This is a genomic window from Pseudomonas sp. NBRC 111140, from assembly GCF_001320885.1.
Taxonomy (GTDB): Bacteria; Pseudomonadota; Gammaproteobacteria; order Pseudomonadales; family Pseudomonadaceae; genus Aquipseudomonas; species Aquipseudomonas putida_P.
In genome coordinates, this window is sequence record NZ_BCBQ01000100.1 from 1 (window position 1) to 20,200 (window position 20,200).

Genomic DNA, 20,200 nt, shown 5'->3' on the forward strand with positions numbered 1-20,200 from the left:
CGGGCCCCGGCGCAGGGCTGAACACCCAGGCCTGGGTCGATACCCGGCCCAAAGGCTCGCTGTGGTGGTCACCAATGTGGATGTCGGCCTTCAGGGGCTGCATCCTCCTGAGCTGATCGGACGGGATGGCCACGCCATTCACGCGGCGGCGAACGAGGAGGAAGTACATACTGCACCAGATACTGTATATGGATACAGTATTTCAACATCAGGAAAAGCAACCGCGCCAGTACCGCTCGGCGGACTATGCTTGTTTGCTCATGCAGGAGGACGCGTATGTGTGGAAGGTTGAGTCAGTACCGAGGCATACACGACTTCGTTGAAACCCTGAGCCTGCCAGAGGCCTGGAAGAACAACGTCGGCGACGAGCCTCTTGGCGGGTACAACGTCGCGCCGACCACTCCGGTGGCAGTGCTGAGGGTAGATGACGCAGGCCCGCGCGCTGACCTGGTGAGGTGGGGGTGGCGGCCGCATTGGGCGACCGACCGTGCTGCTCCGATCAACGCCAGGGTCGAAAAGGTGGCGCACGGCCCATTCTTCCGAGCGATCTGGCCGTACCGGGCTATTACACCCATCGACGGCTGGTACGAATGGGTAGATGAGGGTGGGCCGAAAAAGCAGCCCTACTACATCCGGCGCCGAGACGGGCGCCCTACCCTATGCGCCAGCATCGGCCAGTTCACCGGCAGCGAGCACGGCGGGTTTGTGATCATAACCGCCGACGCCCAGGGTGGCATGGTCGATGTTCACGACCGCCGGCCGGTGGTGCTCTCGCCTGAACTGGCCCGGGAATGGATGGCGCCAGGCACGCCCAAGGAGCAGGCGGAGCAAATGGCGCTCAACCTAGGCGAGCCGGCCGAGGCCTTCGAGTGGTACCGAGTTAGCACGGCCGTTGGCAATGTGCGTAATCAAGGCGCCGAACTAATCAAGCCAATTAGTGAACCGGGCCAGCAGGACCGCCTAACGCTTTGAGCTGGTAGTCGGTGACCGCCTGGAATTGCGACTCCGCAATCAGGCGCAACCGCTCAACTTCATCGGCTGGCCTGCCAGCACCCTGGGCTTCGTGATAACGCTTCATGGCGTCCACGGCGTTGGTGTACATGGGATGGTCAGGGTAAAAAATCGGCGGCTTACACTTCATCGGTGCTCCATCCTGAGAAGGCCCTCACTGAATGGTAGACGATGCCCGCCCTGCTTGGATTAACTGGTAATCGATAACCGCTTGGTATAGCGAATCCGCCAATAGGCGTAGACGCTCGACCTCTTCAGGCGGCCCGCCACGGTCCTGGGCTTGGTGGTATTCGCGCATGGCGTCGATAGCCTGCTGAATCAGCGGCTCGCCTGCCTCAACCATACCAATGAAAGAACGCTTGTCCACTGCCCCACTCCGATTGTTTGACCGGGGAATAATAGGACAAGGCGAATCAATTGGCTGAAGCAAGGACGGTTTTCGAGCCGCAGTTGTTTCAGAACAGCTGCCCCAGCGCTGCGGGCGTCCAGTTCAGTATCACCAGCTCACCGCTCACATCGGCCTGGCAATGCCGCTGGTTCGTGGTGGTGTACCGAATATCCAGCTGCTCGAAGTGGAACCCGTCAAAGGCCGCTCGGATGTCGGGATGGTCATTGATGCTCACCATCACCTTGCCTTTGCAGGTGCGCATGAATTCGGCCATGCGCTCATATTGCTCGAACGGGAAATCGACCCCGTAGCCTGCGGTCTGCCAGTAAGGCGGGTCCATGTAGAAGAAAGTGTGCGCTCGATCGTAGCGCTGGGCGCAGTCGAGCCAAGAAAGGTTCTCGACGTAGGTGCCGGCCAACCGCTGCCAGGCGGCGGACAGATTTTCTTCGATGCGCAGCAGGTTGATGGCAGGTCCGGTGGTGGCGGTACCGAACGTTTGCCCAGTGACCTTGCCGCCGAAGGCGTGCTGCTGCAGGTAGAAGAACCGGGCGGCGCGCTGGATATCGGTCAGCGTCTCCGGTCTCGCCATCTTTTGCCACTCGAAGATCTGCCGGGACGACAGTGCCCATTTGAACTGCCGGACAAACTCCTCCAAGTGGTTCTGCACCACCCGGTACAGGTTGACCAAATCGCCGTTGAGATCATTCAAGACTTCTACTGGGGCGGGTTGAGGCCGCATGAAGTAGAGGGCAGCGCCACCGGCGAAGACCTCGACATAGCACTCATGGGCTGGGAAAAGCGGAATTAGGCGATCGGCCAGGCGGCGCTTGCCGCCCATCCAGGGGATGATTGGGTTAGTCAATTTGCAAACCTTTACTGTATGGATAAACAGGTGCTAGGCTCGCCGTGCTTTGTGCACAGAGCGGGAGCCTTGGCTGGGCTTGCAGGTATGGTCTGCGGGTTCGGCGGTCAGCAGGGATGTTGACGCATCCCCGGTGGCCGCTCTCTTTGCATGAAGCCTTCGAATTTATTCCCGGGCGCTTACTGCCCCCCGCTTTGCGACAAGGGCGTCGTACTCACGCTCGCACTGCTGGCCGGCAATCCTGGCTCGGTCAAGCGCTGTCGCCAGCTCTCCCGCTCGTTCGTCAGCCCGTGCGAGCAGGTCGGAGAGCACCATGGCGGCGCGGGTGGCTGCCTGGCCTTGGGCGATAGCGGCGGTATCCGTGCCGGGGCAACTGACGGCGGCAGCGAATTGGGTGGCGTCGCTGCGCAGCCGCTGGCCAGCAGCATCGGCGCCAGCAGCGCCAGCATCAGCAATCGTTCTTTCTTCCTGGGCATAGGTCCTCGCTTCCTCCTGCGCCTGAGCGCGTCGTTGTTCTTCCTGCCGGGCACCGCGCTCGCCGATCACTTCGGCCAATCTGTCACCGCTATCCTGTTGCGCTGATGCCTGGCCAGCTTCGGCGCGCTCCACAGATCGTCCGTGCTGATAGGCCCCCCAATGGGACGCCAGCAGCACAGCAACAGCCAATATGGCCCAGCCCTTCATGCCAGTGCCCGCCGAATGCCTTCATCAATCACCTCGGGCTTATAGGGGTTGCCGCCGTTCTCGTGCACGATGATCCCCACCACCGTCTCACGCAGCACCTGCGGCTTGGAGATGTCGATAGAGTCGCGGACGCCTACACCGAGACGCTTCGCAATGGCCTGGGCGTAGGCCAAGGTGTTGTTCTCACTGGAGGGCGCCCAGCGGCTGATGAATTCCAGCGGGGTGTCGATGCCGGGCCGGCCGACGCCAGGCATACCGTCCTTGCCCCGGTAGTTCAGCAGCAGCTTGCCCAGCGCCCTGATGCCGTTCTCGGCCTGGTCGAACCGGGCGAATCGCGGCTTGGCCACATTCACCTCAATGCCCAGTTGGCCCTGCCAGGCGTTCCGTGGGTTGAAATCGATGTTGCCGGGGTTGTTGTTGCGTACACCGCGTGGGGTTGCCATAGCTTTTCTCCAGGCATAAAAAAGCCCGCACTGGGCGGGCTTGGGATGATTGCAGCGGATTAAGCGGCGGGCTCTTCAGGCGACGGCTCGGCCACGGGATCCGCCGGCTCCTTCGCGGTGATCGAGACCTTAGCGCTGTACTCCTTCAGCACTTGGGCAGTAAACACCTGCGCGGCTGGGAACTGGTTCAGGATCGTGCGAGCGCGGGCATCCGCTTCCTCCGGGGTGGCGAAGCGAGTGTTGTTCTCAGCGGCGTAGGCGTTGCTGAGGTTGATAGCGATGTATGGCATGAGTTTTCTCCAGGCAATAAAATACCGCCAGGCGGCGGTTAGGTTGGAATCGAGCGGTTAATCAGGCTGGCAGGTCCGGCCAGCTCATTGAATCGGGGAAACCAGGTTGCTCAGGCAAGCGATTGAGCGCAACGCGGTAGCGCTTCCAGGCTTTCAACGCGTTGACCTCCTCGGCAGTGGCGTCCTCTAGGTCAACCGCATCCTGCAGCGGTGCAATCGCCGTATCCGCCAGCGTTCGCTGGTGGGCGATTTCAACGATAACGGAAGCCCGCCTTTGCTCACTAGCAGCCCGAGCCTTGTCCTCGGCAGTCACTACCTGACTCCAATCGATAGCGGCATAGCCTTGGGCTGGCGCAGGCTGTTCAGCGTCAGGAGTCGGTAGCGCGACCAATCCATCAGGTGGCGAGATAATGTCGCAGGGGAAGCATGCCTCTTGCGAAGCTTCGATCGGAATTGGCAACAGCAAAACGATCACCAGCTGACCTTGCACGCGCTCAACTGTTTCGATAATCCACGGACAGCGACTAGCCTCACCAGGGAGGGTGCCGCCGTCGGGCAACTGGGAAAAATCGAGGGTTAAACCGTTGATAGTTAAACTATCCCCCTGTTTGTACACAGTAAGAGACTGCGGGAGCAAAGGAATGATTGGGCTAAGTTTTATAATCATTAGTACCACCGACCGATTGCAAGCATGCTGCAGGAAAATGACTGGGCTCCCGCCGGACCATTACGAATACGGAACGTAATGCCTGTTGCGGTTTGCGCCCAAACCCCAAGGCATCCGTAATAATCCCAATGATTCAAAGGAGTAGCCTGACAAGTTGCCGCATAGACGGGCGAAGCAAATGCTACCGGCAAAGTGAACGACACGTCGGCATACCCACCCGCACCAGCTGACAAACTTGATTTAGACACTGCCCAACAAATTTGTGTTCCATCCGCGTATCTAACATATTCACCATTAGCATTGCTACCACGTTGAATGACTGCCCCTGTCGGTACTCCCGCAGCCTGGCTAACAGCGCCTAGAATATTAGCTCTATTGAAGGCAGTTGCGATGAATCCGTACAGTTCATCAAAGTTTGCAATCGCCTTCAGCCAAGCGCTGCGGCGGTCATCCCCGCCAACACCATTTGGCGCCGCGCCGAGGTTGATTACTTGTTTTGTCACAGAGACCTCCTAATTCGTGTAGCGGTCGGATGGGAATTTACAGACTGGAACAGTAAAGTTCGTGTCATTAGTACCCTGCCAATACCAATAACCACCCGACGTAATTCGCTGCACATAGGTATTAAGGTTTGGCGCCCAATTTAACCAAATATTGAATGAAGAAAATTGGCTATTGCCAGTCGCCCAATTAAGACCCCGATCGAATGCAGACACGCAAATAAAGTCATCCGACTCGACACTGACGTTCGGAATAAAGACCCTGTAGTCATCGGCGTTCGTCACCATTGTCCAACTGGTCGCAAACTTTGAATACCGAACAACCTTATCCTGCGCTGAGAATACAGGCACTCCATTCGCATCGCGAATATTCATGCCGTAACCGGCAGCCTGCACACTATCGGCGAATTTGCAGGCGACATATTCAAGCGTGAAATTTTGTAAGGGAGAGTTTCCAGGGGCAGCTGAGAATGTTCTGAAGCCGGTCCAGTTCCCTGGGGAACCGACCATGCTTATATAAACGCCAAGGTTCGCGTGCGATGCCGCAGCCACTCTGACGAAAACTTGCGGAGCCTCGATTGTCTTGATCGGCTTGAGGAACGAGACTGAGCCCTCGCCACCGCGATCCGTGTACTGCGAGGTCACCTGATAGGTCCCACGCTCAGAAAAAACTAGAACTTTGTAAGTACTGGATATCGTTACTGACCCAAAATCATTGATAGCTCTAAAACCGTATTCATCCATTTGTTGATCTTATCGCCTCAAGAATGCAACCAACCGAGTTACACACCCACTCATCTTGATAGTTACCTCCTACCCCTGTAGGTCTGCGCCGGTTGACGTAGGTGTAGATCGCAATGGAGTCCCCTCCGAGGTTGCGATAAGTTGGCAGCATGGGAGCCGGCCGCCCGTTCTGCGGATCTGGAAGGTAGACTTTTGGGGTAATCAAAACAAAGCAATTAACCGGATCATATCCAGGAATGGTCCAAGTGATGTAGTCCGTTCGAGTACCGGAGCCATAAAGATTCCCTGATGCGGGAATCTCCATGGAACCGATTCTAGAGATTGTGAAATCCTGCATCCCCAACGTCTGAACGTTATTCGCGTTGCGTATATCTACGCCATATATCGCCATGTGCACCTCTGAAAAGTAGCGGCATCCCTAACAGGACGCCGCGTAATTCAGCCAAGGCGGCCAATAGCAGTACGCTGGATCCCATTAGCATCGTATACATACAACCCGCCGTTGTTGAGCAGCGTCGAGCCGTTGGCATCCTGGCCGCGCACAGTGAACGATCCTGAAGCCAGGTTGATTTCGATCAGTGGTAGACCTTGGGCGTTAACGGCCTGAGATCGAAGTGTCATGCCCACGACCAGGCTCTGGATGAACGCTTGGTTGATCAATGCTGAGTTCAGGAACAGCTGACCATTCTGGAAGACGAACAGGCTTGCCTCCGGGCCCTCCAACCCGTTGATAATCGCCACACGGTCCGCCGACAACAGAATCTCGCCAATAGTCCCATCACTTCCTTGGACGATGCCCGTGGCTACCTTCTTGCCTTTGCTGTTCGTCTCGGTCTTCCAGGATGAAAGAGCCGACACTCGGCCATCGACACCGGCTACGACCTCGTTGACCTGCTGCACCGACGCATTCGTCTCCCCGATCTGCGCCTGGACCGTTTCGACCTGCCGTCCGATGGCAATGCCGTCCTCGATCCTGGCCGACTGCTCGGTCCAGACACCCACCAACCCACCCGTAGCGCCGGCCAGGCCGGTGCTGTCACCCTCCATTTCCGGGTTCACCTGGACATACAGTCCATCCAGGCGGCTGGCCTGCGCGGTGATCGCGGTGCCCTGCTGCTTCACCGTGGTGTCTATCTGGCTGATGGCCGTTGCCTGGGCACTGTTCACGCCCTCGGCATCGGTCATGCGGTTGGTCAGGCTCAGCAGCGATTGCCCTTGGCTGGTAAGCGTCGCACCTTGCTGCGAAACCGTGGTGCCCAGGGTGCTGATCGCTTCGCCGTTCGCCGCATCCGCAGCGGTTACCCGGCGCGCCACGATGTTGCACCACAGCGACCGCCCGGTGCCGTCTGCCGGCTGTATCCGCGTGACGAAGCGTGCCGACACTGCCGCCGCCGGCGCAGTAATCCGCCCGGAGAACGTCTGAAAGCCACCGCCCGCCGAAAAGGTGAAGGCGTTGAAGTAACCCAGGCTGGTGTCCGTCTTGTCGAAGAACTGCAGCTGGAAGTTGCCGGTTTGCCCTGCCGTCATGTACGCGCGGTACACATCCGCCGACAGGTCGAACTGCTCACCACCCGAGACAATGAACCGTCCCGTGCCGCAGAAGCTGTTGGCATAGAAGGCGATCGCCTTGCCGGCAGATGGGTGCGCCGTCAATCCAGCGATCCCCGGATTCCCCGTCCATGGATCAACCTGGCCATCTTCGAACGTTCCGCGCAGCACCAGGTTGTCCGGCTGCTGGCTCAGCGAAGCCTTCAACTGGGTCAGCGAGGTGCCCTGGCTGGTGATCGTGTTGCCCTGGTTAGTGACTGTCGACTGCAGGGTCTGCAGCGCTGACGCATCCGCTTTGGAAGCCAGCTGCGTCAGCGCCGACTGCGCAGCCGCCGCCGCGTCGGTGGCCACCTTGTCGGTCACTGCCACCCAGGCCGAACCGTTCCATCGTTTCGGGGTGTTGGCCGCGCCGGTAGTGTCGATCCACAAGTTCTCCGCTTGCCGGTCAGCGGCGGCCGGCGTGGCGGTCTGGTACAGCACCTTGCCCTTGCTGCCCGCCAAGTCAGCTGCCGCCTGTGCCGCCTGCTGGGCGGTGGTGACGTTGCCGTTGGTGGTTTGCAGGCTGTTGCCCAGGCTCGTTACGGCTGCACTGGTCGATGACAACCCGGCCTCGGTCTGCGTCACCCGGACGTCGAGCGCCTGGTTAGCCGCCGCCAGAGCGCCAGCTGCACGCGCCGACGGCCCGGCCACAAACGGCGACGGGGTGTTGCTCTCCCCGATCCGCTTCTCGATCATCACCGAGTCGATCACCAAGCTCAGGTCGGCGACAACGGTCTGGTTCAGGTAGAGCGTGATAGCGGCGCGCGTGCTGTCAGTGACCGTGATCGGCAGGGTGATCCTTGTCCTGGTCGTGGTGTACGGTACGTTGGCCGAACTAGGACCGGTGCCATCAAAGAGCCGTGCCCGCATACTGCCCGCTGCACTACCGCGAATGTACAGCGAAACCAGGTATACCCCCGGTTCGATCCGCACGTTGTACCCGGCCGCGTTGTTGGTAGGGCTGAGCATCAGGTAGTGCCCTGCCGTCGTAAAACCGCCCACCTGCAAGCCGAAGCCCGAGTCAGCCTCTGGAACGGCAACGCCCACCCGCGTCACGCTCGCGGACGAGTTCAACGCAGGCAGCATGGTCGAGGTCAGCCAGCTGTATTCATCGCTCAGCAGGTTGGCCCCGTTGCCGGCCAGGGCGCCGACCGAAGCCTGCAGCCCGGTGAGTGCATTTCCCTGGCTGGTCAGCGTATTGCCCTGACTGGTCACGGTGTTGCTCAACGTCTGCAGCGCAGCGGACTCCGCCTTGGTGGCTACCTGCGCCAAGGCGCTGGCTGCTGCGGCGGCTGCGTCCGTTGCCGCCTTGTCCGTAACGGCTACCCAGGCTGATCCCGTCCAGCGTTTAGGTGTATTCGCCCCTCCTGTGGTATCGATCCAAAGGTTCTGCGCCAGGCGCTTGTCCGTGGCCGGTGCTGCGGTGCCGTAAATGACCTCACCCTTGGCACCAGCCTTGTCCGACGCGGCCTGGGCAGCCTGCTGCGCCGTCGTCACGTTGCCGTTGGTGGTCTGCAGACCGCTGTTCAGCTGGGTGATGCTTGCGCCCTGGCTGCTCAGGGTGTTGCCCTGACTGGTGACCGTATTGCTCAGGGTCTGCAGTGCCGAAGCATCTGCCTTTCCCTGCGCCACGCTCTGCAGGTCGTTGTTCAGTTGGGTCAGGGCTTGGCCATGGCTGGTCAGCGTGGTGCCCTGCTGGGTGACCGCGCTGGTGAGGTTGCTCACCGCATCAGCATTGGCCGCGTCAGCTGCTGTCACCCGGCGCGCCAGGATGTTGCACCACAGCGACCGCCCAGTGCCGTCTGCCGGCTCAGTCCGGGTCACGAACCTGGCGGAGACTGCTCCCTCCGGCGCTGTGATGCGGCCGCTGTTCGTCTTGAAGCCAGTCGTCCCGGCCGGCACCGTAAAGGCAGTGAAGTAGCCCAGGTTGGTGTTGGCCTTGTCGTAGAACTGCATCTGCAGGCGGGTGGTCTGCCCCGCCGTCATGTAGTTCGGCCAAATGTCGGCAGCCAGGTCGAACTGTTCGCCCCCCTTCGTCAACACATTGAAGCCGAGACCGCAGAAGCTGTTGTCGTAGAACGAGATCCCCTTTCCTGCCGATGGATGCGCCGAGACATTGGTGATTCCCGGGTTGTTCGTCCAAGGCTCAACCAGACCATCCTCGAAACTGCCCCGAAGGATCAGGTTATCGGGCTGCTGCCCGATCGAGGCCTTGAGCTGAGTCAGCGCCGCGCCTTGACTGGTCAAGGTGGTGCCTTGGCTCTTGACCGTCGTGTCCAAGGTTTGCAGCGCGGAAGCGTCAGCCTTGTTCGCCACTTGCGCCAGTGCGCTGGCAGCCGCTGCCGCAGCATCGGTCGCCACCTTGTCGGTGACAGCCACCCAGGCACTGCCGTTCCAGCGCTTCGGCGTATTCGCCGCGCCAGTGGTATCGATCCACAGGTTCTCAGCCTGCCGGTCGGCCACCGCCGGCGCCGCCGACTGATACAGCACCTTGCCCTTGCTTCCGGCCAAACTGGCGGCAGCCTGGGCGGCCTGCTGAGCCGTGGCAACGTTGCCGTTGGTGGTCTGCAAGCCGTTGTTGAGCTCGGTGATGCTGCTGCCCTGGCTCGACAGTGTGTTGCCCTGGTTCGTCACCGTGGTGCTGAGCGCCTGCAGTGCAGACGCATCGGCTTTCCCCGCCAGCTGCGACAGCGCCGACTGCGCAGCCGCGGCGGCATCCGTGGCCACCTTGTCTGTCACAGCCACCCAGGCAGTACCGTTCCACCGTTTCGGGGTGTTGGCGTTGCCGGTGGTGTCGATCCACAGGTTCTGTGCCAGGCGGTCAGCTACGGTCGGCGCAGTTGCCTGCACCAGCACCTTGCCCTTTCCACCCGCCAGCGTGGCCGCGTCCTGGGCGGCCTGCTGGGCAGCGGTGACGTTCTGGTTGGTGGTGGTCAGGCTGCTGCCCAGCGCGGTGACGGCCGAGGCGTTCGCCTCATCACCACTGATCCGCGCAGTACGCTCGTCAACGACCGAGGCCACCGAAGCCGACGGCGCGATCTGGCCGACGGCAATCCAGTCGATTTCGAACACATCGCCGGCCGCCGAACTAAGCCACAGGTAGAACCTGGTGATTGTGCTGTCCGACCAGTCGCTGCCACCGTTGGTCAACTGCGACATGTCCCACTCGAGCACCAGGGTCTGGCCGACCGCCAACCCCGGGTCGGCGATCAACTTGCGGTACGACGAAGACGAAGCGTGGTTGGCCGTAACGTAGGTGACCTGGCCATTCCAGCCCGAACCCGCGCGCCGGGTGATGCGGCAGCGAATGCGGTCATGGTCACGGCCTTTGAGCGAAACAACCGGTGAGTTGAGGTATGCAGCACCAGTACCGTCGGTGGTCACGATCAGCCTACCGTTCTCGACAGCCAGCGTACAGCGCGTGCCACTCCAGCCCTCGACGGTCGAAGCGAAACCGTAGTTCAGTGCCGGATCGTAGCCACCAGACTCGGCGCGCAGGCTCGCGATCTGCGAGGCCATCGCCGCATCGGCAGTGGTTCGCGCCGTGGTCTCGTTGCTGATCGCCGCAGCGTTCGAAGCGGTGTTGGCCACCACGGTATCGATACGCTGACCCAGCGCCGAGTCGGCATTGGCCCGGGTAGTGGCCTCGGCCTGGATCGCAGCCGCGTTGTTGCCGGTCGAAGCCGTGACGGTGTCAATCTTCTGGCCCAGCGACTCGTCCGCCGACTGGCGGGCCTGGGCTTCGCTGGTGATCGCCGCACCGCGAGCCTGGGCCTCCGAAAGCAGGCCCTGAGCGCGGGCAGCAGATTCATCGCTGATCGCCTTGGTACGCGCCTGGGTTTCGACGGCGATCGCCTTGTTGCGGTCAACCACCTCTGTGGCAATGGCCTGGTTCCGGGCCGTCGTTTCAGCGGCGATGGCCTGGCCTCGGGCCGTGGTCTCGGCAGCAATCTGCTGACCGCGCGCTGTCGCTTCAGCAGCAATCCGCTGGGCGACCGAGCCGCTCTGGGTAGGCGGACCGGAGATCAGCGAAATTTCCTGGCGCAGCACGGGGGCCAACTGGCCGCCCTCGATCTTGTCCTTGAGAGCATCAAGCATGGTCTTCACGTCGGTTGACGTGGAGGCCACCACCTTCAGGAAGGCGCTGACGCCGTAGGCATTCTTGGAGCGGATGAAGTAGGCGTAGTTGGTCGCAAACGCCAGGCCGGTGTGGTTCAGCGTCAGGCCCTGCCCCAGGTATTCGCCTTGGGTGGCCTGCGGGTCAGTCGAGTAGAAGTACTCGTAGGTACCGCCGTTCAGGCCGTGCAGCGGGTTGCTCGGGTACAGTGTGATGGTGTCGATGGTGGCCTGAACCACGCACGCCTCGGGCACAGGTGGGCCATCAATGTTCACCGTGATGCTGGCTTCTCCCGAGCGGGTCAGCGGCCCAAGCGCAGCCACGCTCATGGTGTAGTTGCCGGACGGCAGACCAGACAGCGGCAGTTTGAGCGTAGTGGCCGGTACCTGCTGCGCCTGCACAGCGGCTGTGCCCTGACGCACCGTGATGGCGTAACCTGTAACAACGCCGTAGGGAGCAACCCACGCCAGTGTTCCCTGCACTACCTCAGCATTGTCTTCGGTCGACCAGGTGAGCCCGGTAGGGCTGCCCAGGCCGCCAGTGGGCATGCTGATAAAGCCAATCGGGTTATACGGCTGACCCACGGCGTCATCGAAGATCGCCGGCTCGTTCTGCGCCACCGACACGTTGCAGCCGCTGTCGGGGCTCATCGACCAATCGGTGACGACGAATTCGCCGACGATGTTCAGCGACGGCAAGTTGACCTTCACCGAGCGGCCTGGCCGGCAGTTGTAGCCCATGAAGTTCATGGGGATCGACAAAGTGCCGCCTGCACGGCGCCGGCGCAATTCGATGTTGGCCAGGCGCTGGGCCTGGTAGGGGTTGCTGACGTAGGAGAAGGACAGGGTCTCTGCCGCCTCGCCGCCGTCGGCCACCACCCACTGGCTGACCGAGACCTCGGGATAGTCCGTCTCGGCCCAGGCCTGCGAAGGGTCCACAAAGGTACCGCGCACGGTGTTGATCGCTGAGTCGTTGGTCGGCTCGGTGCTACCGGTGACGGTACCGACCACCATGTCTTCAGTGATCTCGAAGTCGTATGGGCCGTAGTAGGCGCCCACCTGCAGCATCCAACGGCCGCCAACGCGGATCAGCTTGCCGCCACACGCCGCCTCGAGCTTCTGCATCACCTGGGTGCGCGACTCGTCGGCGCCGATGACGCAGCCCGAACGGTACCGCGCCGAGGTGCTGCCGTCGGCGTTGGCCAGCATCTCGTCGCACACGCTCGCGCTGTTGGCGAAGCTGGAAAATACGATTTCATCATCTGGCACACCGCAACGATTGCGCAGGAACCAGAGGATATGCAACGCAGTGTTTTCGCTGTAACCGGTAGCGCGGGTCCGTGGGTCGTAGATGTCACGGCGCCCGCGCAGCACGAAGCGCACATCCGGGATACCGGAGGGGTACTTCTCGGCACTGTACCTGAACGAGAGCCGCACGAAGGACAGCCCACGGCCGATCTGGGTGTCGCGCCAATCCGGGCTATTGGCCTTGAGGAAGGCATTCACCTGGGTCGGATTGGTGACCAGCTCGTAGCTGGCGTGCTCGCCATAGGCCTGGACGACTTCCTCGCCCAGGAAGATCTGCTCCAGAGCATCGATCTCCCCCTCCGACAGCACATAGACCATGTGCAGCCATTCGCCGTCGGTTTGGTCGCCCGCCTGCTCCTGCCCCCAGGCCAGAACACCGCCGGTGCTGACACGGCCCAGCACGTACCGGGCAGCGGCCTTGGACGAGCGCAGGGTCTGGCTGGAGGGTTCACCCGAACGCAGCGAACCGGTGTCGAGCTTGTCCTGCTGGGAGGCGACATAGAACGCCATCGCCGCGCCAGCGACCGCCCCCCATGGGCCGCCCTGGATAAAGCCGATGGCTGCGCCGATGGCGACCTGGGCAACCTTTTTGACTGCTGAACTCATTCAACTCTCCACACCGTCAACGGCTCACACTCGATCCTCCCGACACCGTCCGGGGACACCGACCAGAACTCATCCGCCCAGAACACCGCCACGCCACGCCCATTGGGGCCGTCGTATAGGGCAATGTCGCCCCGCTGAATCAGGCCCGGCTGAATCCGGGCAAAGCAGGCATCCCAAGCCCCCTCCAACGAGCCGTGCAGCTTCTTCAGCAGGCGTTTGGCGCCAGCCTCGGACGTGTAGCCGCCTCGGTAGGCCTCGGCAGGATCGACATCGCACACCGCCAGGGCGCAGTCGGCGGCGAACAGGCAGCAGTCAAATTCGCCCCATGAAAAAGGCCGCTCGGTGGCGGCCTTGATCGTGTTGGCAAGCTGTGTCGTCCAATCGCGCTTTCGCATGGCTATGTCTCGTAGGTGAACTTCGGAGCATCCTTGGAGGCGCCCCAGTAGATAGGCCAGTCGGCGATCTGCGCGATGGCGAAGAAGAAGCGGTCGTCCTGTCGGCGCGCCCGGTGGTTCTCATCGGTCCAGCGCTCGGTACCGGTCCTGTTCCACTCGGCCATACGATCGATGAGCGGGACAGTGATGCTGTTGCCCTCCTCGCCGTTGCCCGCGTAGGAGAACTTGGCGGCATCCATGCGCCCGCTGAACAGGATGTCGGCGGCATAGGTACCGTCCCGATCGAACACCACGAACATCAGCTTGCCGTTGCGCCCCCGGCACCCCTTGAGCGAAGTCTCGGTGATGATCTGGGCGTCCAGGCCGTTGAGGGTCAGCTCTACGGACATGGGCGACCCCGAGTTGCTGCTTTCCTGCGACTGGCCAACCGACCCGAAACTGCCAACCCCCTGGTAGGTGATGCCGTCGATCACCAGGTCACCGGTTCCGGTGTGCGCGAAGACCATGCCGTCGGGGAAGTCCAGCTGGCAGGCATAAACCGCCATGAAGTTGCCTTGGGCGATGATGTCGACAACTGTCTGGCTGAATGGAAAAACACTCGTGGCCATCAGAATGCCTCGCGGAATTGCAGGGTCGAGTTCGAGACCACCGGCTGGGTGGTCCATTCATTGGTGTCGTCCATGCGCCGCATCTCGCAATATGGGTTCTTGTACTCGACCACGCTGCCGGCCGGGATCACCTTGCGGATACGCTTGTTCACCGAGACCAGGGCCTTGCCGGTGGCGTCGGACGTGGCCCGCTCGACGACTTCGAACATTTCGCCCTTGATGGTGATGAGATCTCCACGGCTGAACACCGGACGGCTGGCCAGCAAGCCCTGCAGTTGCATGATGCTGGCCTGGGCATTGGCCACGGCAACAACCGGAGCGCCAATGTTGTCCGTACGCGGTCGGGTGAGATACGGAATGTTCACCGTGCCGAACATGCCCTGCAGGCGGCCCAGCAACGAGGTCAACTCGCGCTCGTCTTCGTCGTACAAGACGCCGAAGGTCATTGAGCACTTCCAATAGGCGCCCGGCTGAGCCACAACCTGCTGGGCATTCGACAGCGAGGAGGTGAACCCTCGGTTGTTGTAGACGACGCCCCAGGTGACCTCAGTGGGCTCCAGGTCCTCGGGCCATGGCTCCGCCATTGGGTCACTCCCAAAAGAAAGCCCGCCGAAGCGGGCCGGATATAGTTACCGCCGTTGCAGCATCTGCCGCCCGGCACCGTTGGTCTTGAAGTCTCGCAGCATCAGCTCGTAGCCATCCCGCGCGCCCTGCTCAGCAGCTCGTCGAACATCGGCGATGGTGGCGGCATTGGCTTGCCCGCCAACCTGAATGTGTTGGGTGACTCCGCCGAAGGTGATCGACGACTCCCCGCCACCACCTCCAGCCCCGGCGGCCATGACCCCAAGCGAACCATCCGGCCCCCGATGAAGCGGCAGAATTGCTTCAGGGCCGGCCTCGGCGAAAACCCCCGCCCCCTTGGCGAAAGCAAACATTTGCGGGCTGTCGTACACACCGCCGGAGAAGGCAGACAGGCTAGGAGAGTCGTAAACGCCGCCCTTGGCATTGCGAATGACCTCGCTGAAACCTGTCATGGTTCCCTGCCCCAGCGCCGAGCTGCCTCCCCCGAGGAAGTTGAAGGCGGAACCGAGGAATCCGGCGGCGGCCTGGCGCACCTGGATGCGGATTAGGTCCTCGATGATTGAATCCGCGAAGTCCTTGAACGAAGCTTTGCCCGTCTTGATGAACTGGACGATCCCGTCTTCCAGATTGCTGAAGGCGTTGGTAAACAGGTCTTGGGTCTGGCCGGCAACATCGGCGGCGCTGTCCAGGTAGTTCTCTAGGGCAGAAGTAGCCCCATTCGACCAGTTCGACTGCGCTTCATCGACCTGCTGGAAGTAGTTCTGCTGGGCCGCCAGACGCTTGTTGAGTTCGTCGGTGAGCACCTGCGTTTCCTGCTGGTACAGCTCCGGGCTGATCTGCCCGGTGTTGCGCTGCTCGTTCAGCTCATTGAGATCTTCAACGTACTTCTGACGCAACGCGAGGTCAGCCCGCATTCGATCGCGGGCCTTGTCTCCTCGACCAATGCCAGCGAGCTCTTGATCGTAGCCATTGATTGCGGTTTGAGTGCCCGTGGCCTGGGCCGCCTTGAACGCGCTGAGCTTCAGGGCGTCCTCATTGGCCTTCTTGATTTTGTTCAGGGAGTCCAGCTCGGCGGCCAAACCGAGCAAGTGCTTCTGCTGGGCCTGAGACAGGTTGCCCAGTTTGCCTTCCTGCAGCTCGAAGGACAGCTTCGCTACCTCTGTGGCGTCTTTCTGCTTGTCGCCGGTGGTGTTGATCAGCTGAATTTGCCGCTTGTAGCCTTCCTCGGCGGACTCGAATTCCTTCAGCCGTTTCTTGGCGGACTGCTCTGCCTCAGACGATCCCTTTCGGCGCGCGTTGGTGGCGTCGTCGTCGGCTTTCTTCTGGGCATCTCGTGCCGCCGCAACTGAAAGGATCGCAGCCTTTTCACCTTCCGTAAGGTCGGTTCTTTCAGCGATGTAGCGCTTGGCAGCATCGGTGTTGGTCTTGTCCTGTGCTGAGGCTAGCTGTTTAAGCTGTTGATCAAGGTACTTCTGGGTTTCTTGGGCGGCGGTCGCCCTGGCCGCCGCGTTCTGCCTTTCTGCTTTCGTATTGGCGTCAGTTTCACCCGTCAGCTCAGCCATGGCCTCCTTGAGCCGGTTGATTACCTCAGCCTTCTCAGTTGCTGCCCCACCACTTTCCTCAAGCGCATCAGCCATTTCAGAGGTGACACCTGGCACCTCCCTGATTCGATCAGCTACCTCCTTCCAGTCAACAGCCATACCATCAGCCTGATCAGCTGATGCCTTCTTCACGATTTCCATTGCTGCTTGGAACTCGGCAGGAAGAGGCGCGATTCCTCCCATAAATCCAGCAGCGCCAGCCAGCCCGGCATTAGTTAGGCTGCTCTGGAACTCGAACGCAATGGACCCGGCGGCAGTCGTCAGCTCGCTTTCGGCGTCCTCAATCGAGGCCTTGAGCTCGCGAAGTGTGACTGATTGGGTGGCCCGGTTCAGCTTGTTGAAGCGCTCGACCAGCTTATCTATTGGATCGTTGAGATCGCCAAGCTTCTGCTCAAGGACACTCGTATTGTCCCGCAGCGTGAGGAAAGCTGTTGCCGCACCAATGGCCAGGGCGGCGATACCCGCAGGGCCACCGAGCACGCCCATGACTCCAAGAGAGGCCCGGCTAACCGTCGCTTGCGCAGCAGCGACAGCGTTCGTTGCTCGGGTTTCGAGCATCCGCGCCTCAGCGAGTTGCAGCGACATCTGGGTTTGCACAGCAGTGCCGCGAGCAGCAATGGCCTCTTTTTCGGCCAGAAACACAGCTGTCTGAGCCTTCTGCTGCTCAGCCTGCGCAGCAAGAAACACAGCGGTCGCCTGGGCCTTCCGTGCGATGGCGTCCGAGATAGCGCTCCTAGTCGCCGCAAGTGACGCTGCGGCACTGCCCGCCAGACTTCGGGCGTACCCCGCAAGCGCCCCCACAGCTACAACACCAGCGACGTTGGCAAGCGATTCGAAGTTATCTCCGATGACACTGATGCCCTGGGCCAGAACCCCCGTTCCGTCAGTGGTCTCATTCAGGCGACCAATGTAGACGGAGAAAGCGTTGCTTAAATTCTGCAGTGCATCACGAACCGCTACGCCCATGCTGTCGGCCAGTTCACCGTTTGCCTGTGCCGACTTCTGCAAGCCCTCGGTGAGGACATCCAGACTGAGCTGGCCTACTGCACCGAGAGAGCGGATCTCCTCAGCACTCTTGCCGGTCGCTTTGGCTAGGGTGTCTACGATGGTCGGCATCGCCGCTAGGATCGACTGCCAACCATCTGCCTCGACCTTACCGGTCTGCAGCGCTTTGGAATATGCATCGATCGCAGAGGCTGCTTTGTCAGTGCTGGCCGAGTTTGTCACAAGCAGGAAGCTGAAACTGTCCATCACATCCAGCGCTTCGCTGGTGTTGTACCCCATGGACTTGAGGCTGTCTGCCGTCCGGATGTACAGCTCTTGGGCTTCATTCAGGGGGCGATAAGTGCGCTTGGCCGTATCTAGCAACCTGTCCTGCACCAGGTTGTATTCGTTAACGCTGGAGGTCGCGAGCCCCATTCGATCCGACATCTGTGAGTAGGAGTCGGCGACATCGATAATGGAACGAACTGAGGCAGCGCCCACCGCCACGGCAAGAGCATTCTTGATCAGTGCGCCTGCACTCTGGGCGCTCTCCCCCGCCCGATCAAAGCTCTCGTCAATTCGAGCAAGGCCGCGGTCTATCGCCGTGGCACCTTGGGCAACAGTGGACTCAGCTCTCGCGATTTCAGAGCGAAGCTGAGCAGTGGTCGCTTCAATACGGACCAGCATCCCCTGGATGTCTGAATCTGCCATGCCGATCTCCAGGCAATAAAAAACCCGGCATCGCCGGGCTCAAGAACATTGAATTCGCATATCAATCGGGCCTTCTATTGGCTCGGTTCGCGGCATCGGCAACTTTTCTGGCTCTCTTTTCGAGGCGCTCTTGTTGCTTTACCGGGTCATTCAGGTATCGCAGCATAAGAGCTGCGATAACGAGAACGATGGCAGCTCCGAGACAAAAGATAAAAAAAGCCGCCCCTCCGGCTACCACGACAGTCGCGATTACCCCCAACATCCAGGGAGCGATCAGGACGATGATTACTAGAAGCGCTAGTAGGATAAGTAGCTGCATGGATCCATCCCCAATTCAAATCGGGGTATAGGATAACTCCCGCTACCAACTCAAGCAGCCTTTCTGCCCGTTAATACCTGCCGCAGCTTATCTGCCACAGTAGTAGGTTTAGGCTTCTCCGGCTGCCCGACCGACTTGCCAGCGCCAAAGGGGTTCGTCATTTGCGCCCACTCAACCCTGGCATCCATCGCCATGAACAGCTCAGGCAATGGAGTGCGCCACGCAGTGTCGGGTGACCATCCAAGCCAGCCTGTCGCGATCGAGAACAGCCGGTCGACGTAACTTCCGTCCTCAACGGCGCTCACGCCGTCCCGGCTTGATCCTTTCCCTTTTCGACGCCGCGAGGGTTATAGAGCGCCACGATGTACGCGTTTAGCTGCGTCGAAACCTCCAGCACCCCGGCCTGCCAAACCTTCTCGGTCAAAGCCTCAGCCGACTTCCCCTCCAGGCCGGCACCAGCGGCGAGGATAATCGCGCAGCCCTCCACGCTCAGGGCATTGATCGTCTGCGATGCCCCGCGCAGGCCTCCAAAGCGGCTCTCGATTGCGCGAACAGCCTTGAGGGTGGGCTGGAGGGTGAACTCTTCGTCACCCAGTTTCACGGTGACGGTACCGTGCAACGTATTGTTCATGGATCAAGTCCTGTGTTGCCGGGGCCGAAGCCCCGGGTGTTATGGGGTGACCGGCGCCGGCAGCAGCTCGAGGATATCCGAGTTGATGCCGATGGTAACGTTGCGACGGACCACGTTGTCAGCAGCGCCAGGCGCCACGGTGTTGTTCATCACCTTCCCGCGCATGTAGAACGTGGTCGGGCTGATCGCCGGGGAGGCATCCGGGTCGCCGTCGTTGAGGGTGATCTTGATGTTGTAATCGCCCTTGCTGCGATCCTTGTGCGCCGTCTTGACCGCCTTCTGGCCAGCATCGCCATTGTCCAGGCCTACGGTCAGCGTCAGGTCACCAGCGTCGGCAGTGCCCTTGTACTTCCGCACGCGGCCGTCTTTCAGCGAGGTGAAGTTCACGCTGCTGAAGGTGTCGCCGAACTCGCCCAAGTCCTCGATCTCGCCCACTTCGACGTATGTGTCGGCCTTGTACTCGGTTTCGGTGTCTGCGCCAGTCTTGCCGCCGATGAAGAAGCGGCAGCCGGCGGCTGTATTGAGGTTGTCGTCGGCCATGGGTGTTCCTCCAAAGGCACATTGGATAAAAGCCGCGGCGCGGCCGGTATGTGGTTCAGTGGGTGGTGATCACGCGGACGGTGATAGAACCCTGGTAAGTGATGCCATCGGCATCACGCTGGGCGTCGGCCTGCTCGACTCGTACGGAAACGGCACGCCCCACTTCTAGCGGCAGGCGGCGCTCGTCCAGCGCAGCAATGACTTCGCCGTTGATGCGCTTTACCTCGGCCTGGCCCACAGCGTCCGACCAGACCGACAGGTAGAGCAGGCGAGTTTCGCGCTTGCGGCCCGAGATCGGGCTGCTGTTGACTGATACCTCCCGATCGATTGAGACATACGGCATGTCGGCGTTCAGCGGCGCGCCGTCGTAGATCGGACAGCTGACTTCGGCCTGAAGTCTGGCGAAGATCGCCTCCTGCAGGGCCAGTGATGGATCAGCCATTACCTACCCCCTGACTTGCCTTGCGCAACGTGCGGCTCACGGCGGCCCTGATGTCAGCCATGACAAACTCCCGGTTGACCTGGATAGATGGGCGCAGCCACGGGTGAGCCGGCCTGGCCGGGATATCCGGGTACTTGCCAAAGAAGTGGGTGCCGTCGCTTTTGTTGGTGACACGCCGGTT

General features: G+C 61.0%; 18 protein-coding genes and 1 pseudogene. 1 reads left to right on the forward strand and 18 read right to left on the reverse strand.

What is annotated here, in order from left to right; translation table 11 throughout:
* Window positions 1-276 precede the first annotated feature (276 nt).
* On the forward strand, window positions 277-972 hold the full coding sequence (locus tag APH42_RS24390) for an SOS response-associated peptidase (protein WP_060494402.1): 696 nt from the start codon (window positions 277-279) through the stop codon (window positions 970-972).
* Here APH42_RS24390 and APH42_RS29515 read toward each other — a convergent pair.
* The 18 genes and pseudogenes from APH42_RS29515 to APH42_RS30315 form a co-directional block, all read right to left on the reverse strand.
* On the reverse strand, window positions 935-1,141 hold the full coding sequence (locus APH42_RS29515) for a hypothetical protein (protein ID WP_082421458.1): 207 nt from the start codon (window positions 1,139-1,141) through the stop codon (window positions 935-937). The two genes, APH42_RS24390 and APH42_RS29515, sit on opposite strands and share 38 nt — an antisense overlap.
* A gap of 24 nt (window positions 1,142-1,165) precedes the next feature.
* Window positions 1,166-1,378 (reverse strand): hypothetical protein, encoded by a 213-nt coding sequence (locus APH42_RS24395; RefSeq protein WP_060494403.1) that lies wholly within the window; start codon window positions 1,376-1,378, stop codon window positions 1,166-1,168.
* A gap of 88 nt (window positions 1,379-1,466) precedes the next feature.
* Complete coding sequence (locus tag APH42_RS24400) at window positions 1,467-2,261, reverse strand: DNA adenine methylase (RefSeq protein ID WP_060494404.1); 795 nt, start codon at window positions 2,259-2,261, stop codon at window positions 1,467-1,469.
* Window positions 2,262-2,426: 165 nt separating this feature from the next.
* Complete coding sequence (locus APH42_RS29520) at window positions 2,427-2,945, reverse strand: DUF2514 domain-containing protein (RefSeq protein ID WP_082421459.1); 519 nt, start codon at window positions 2,943-2,945, stop codon at window positions 2,427-2,429.
* The gene (locus tag APH42_RS24410; protein ID WP_060494405.1) at window positions 2,942-3,388 is read right to left on the reverse strand and encodes a structural protein P5; all 447 of its coding nucleotides are present in this window, start codon (window positions 3,386-3,388) and stop codon (window positions 2,942-2,944) included. The genes APH42_RS29520 and APH42_RS24410 overlap by 4 nt, the downstream gene beginning before the upstream one ends.
* Before the next feature lie 59 nt (window positions 3,389-3,447).
* The gene (locus tag APH42_RS24415; RefSeq protein WP_060494406.1) at window positions 3,448-3,678 is read right to left on the reverse strand and encodes a hypothetical protein; all 231 of its coding nucleotides are present in this window, start codon (window positions 3,676-3,678) and stop codon (window positions 3,448-3,450) included.
* 61 nt (window positions 3,679-3,739) lie between these two features.
* The gene (locus APH42_RS24420; protein WP_256217842.1) at window positions 3,740-4,345 is read right to left on the reverse strand and encodes a tail fiber assembly protein; all 606 of its coding nucleotides are present in this window, start codon (window positions 4,343-4,345) and stop codon (window positions 3,740-3,742) included.
* A complete protein-coding gene (locus tag APH42_RS29970; RefSeq protein WP_156352880.1) occupies window positions 4,345-4,848 on the reverse strand; it encodes a hypothetical protein in 504 nt (167 codons plus the stop codon). Before APH42_RS29970 ends, APH42_RS24420 begins: the two co-directional genes overlap by 1 nt.
* 9 nt (window positions 4,849-4,857) lie before the next feature.
* A complete protein-coding gene (locus APH42_RS24425; protein WP_060494407.1) occupies window positions 4,858-5,589 on the reverse strand; it encodes a hypothetical protein in 732 nt (243 codons plus the stop codon).
* A gap of 438 nt (window positions 5,590-6,027) precedes the next feature.
* Window positions 6,028-13,206, reverse strand: coding sequence for a DUF1983 domain-containing protein (locus APH42_RS24430; protein ID WP_060494408.1), 7,179 nt, complete (start codon window positions 13,204-13,206; stop codon window positions 6,028-6,030).
* Entirely contained in the window at window positions 13,203-13,601 is a 399-nt protein-coding gene (locus APH42_RS24435; RefSeq protein ID WP_060494409.1) for a hypothetical protein, read from the reverse strand. Before APH42_RS24435 ends, APH42_RS24430 begins: the two co-directional genes overlap by 4 nt.
* A gap of 2 nt (window positions 13,602-13,603) precedes the next feature.
* A complete protein-coding gene (locus APH42_RS24440) occupies window positions 13,604-14,209 on the reverse strand; it encodes a hypothetical protein (RefSeq protein WP_060494410.1) in 606 nt (201 codons plus the stop codon).
* A complete protein-coding gene (locus APH42_RS24445) occupies window positions 14,209-14,793 on the reverse strand; it encodes a hypothetical protein (RefSeq protein ID WP_060494411.1) in 585 nt (194 codons plus the stop codon). The genes APH42_RS24440 and APH42_RS24445 overlap by 1 nt, the downstream gene beginning before the upstream one ends.
* A gap of 45 nt (window positions 14,794-14,838) precedes the next feature.
* Window positions 14,839-18,087 carry a phage tail tape measure protein gene (locus APH42_RS24450; protein WP_060494412.1) on the reverse strand — a complete coding sequence of 1,083 codons (3,249 nt, stop codon included), beginning with the start codon at window positions 18,085-18,087 and terminating at the stop codon, window positions 14,839-14,841.
* 620 nt (window positions 18,088-18,707) lie between these two features.
* A complete protein-coding gene (locus tag APH42_RS24465) occupies window positions 18,708-19,037 on the reverse strand; it encodes a hypothetical protein (RefSeq protein ID WP_060494414.1) in 330 nt (109 codons plus the stop codon).
* Between the two features lie 39 nt (window positions 19,038-19,076).
* Complete coding sequence (locus tag APH42_RS24470) at window positions 19,077-19,577, reverse strand: hypothetical protein (RefSeq protein ID WP_060494415.1); 501 nt, start codon at window positions 19,575-19,577, stop codon at window positions 19,077-19,079.
* Between the two features lie 55 nt (window positions 19,578-19,632).
* Window positions 19,633-20,019: a DUF3168 domain-containing protein gene (locus APH42_RS24475; RefSeq protein WP_014591175.1), complete on the reverse strand. Its 387-nt coding sequence runs from the start codon at window positions 20,017-20,019 to the stop codon at window positions 19,633-19,635.
* A pseudogene (locus APH42_RS30315) lies at window positions 20,012-20,200 on the reverse strand (HK97 gp10 family phage protein); the annotation flags it as partial. The pseudogene APH42_RS30315 and the gene APH42_RS24475, both read right to left, overlap by 8 nt.

Coding starts and splice junctions, on each gene's coding strand:
- APH42_RS24420 (WP_256217842.1), bottom strand. CDS start 4,345: ATGATTATAAAACTTAGCCCAATCATTCCTTTGCTCCCGCAGTCTCTT.
- APH42_RS24450 (WP_060494412.1), bottom strand. CDS start 18,087: ATGGCAGATTCAGACATCCAGGGGATGCTGGTCCGTATTGAAGCGACC.
- APH42_RS24475 (WP_014591175.1), bottom strand. CDS start 20,019: ATGGCTGATCCATCACTGGCCCTGCAGGAGGCGATCTTCGCCAGACTT.
- APH42_RS29515 (WP_082421458.1), bottom strand. CDS start 1,141: ATGAAGTGTAAGCCGCCGATTTTTTACCCTGACCATCCCATGTACACC.
- APH42_RS24440 (WP_060494410.1), bottom strand. CDS start 14,209: ATGGCCACGAGTGTTTTTCCATTCAGCCAGACAGTTGTCGACATCATC.
- APH42_RS24415 (WP_060494406.1), bottom strand. CDS start 3,678: ATGCCATACATCGCTATCAACCTCAGCAACGCCTACGCCGCTGAGAAC.
- APH42_RS24445 (WP_060494411.1), bottom strand. CDS start 14,793: ATGGCGGAGCCATGGCCCGAGGACCTGGAGCCCACTGAGGTCACCTGG.
- APH42_RS24430 (WP_060494408.1), bottom strand. CDS start 13,206: ATGAGTTCAGCAGTCAAAAAGGTTGCCCAGGTCGCCATCGGCGCAGCC.
- APH42_RS29520 (WP_082421459.1), bottom strand. CDS start 2,945: ATGAAGGGCTGGGCCATATTGGCTGTTGCTGTGCTGCTGGCGTCCCAT.
- APH42_RS24410 (WP_060494405.1), bottom strand. CDS start 3,388: ATGGCAACCCCACGCGGTGTACGCAACAACAACCCCGGCAACATCGAT.
- APH42_RS24435 (WP_060494409.1), bottom strand. CDS start 13,601: ATGCGAAAGCGCGATTGGACGACACAGCTTGCCAACACGATCAAGGCC.
- APH42_RS24425 (WP_060494407.1), bottom strand. CDS start 5,589: ATGGATGAATACGGTTTTAGAGCTATCAATGATTTTGGGTCAGTAACG.
- APH42_RS24465 (WP_060494414.1), bottom strand. CDS start 19,037: ATGAACAATACGTTGCACGGTACCGTCACCGTGAAACTGGGTGACGAA.
- APH42_RS24390 (WP_060494402.1), top strand. CDS start 277: ATGTGTGGAAGGTTGAGTCAGTACCGAGGCATACACGACTTCGTTGAA.
- APH42_RS24470 (WP_060494415.1), bottom strand. CDS start 19,577: ATGGCCGACGACAACCTCAATACAGCCGCCGGCTGCCGCTTCTTCATC.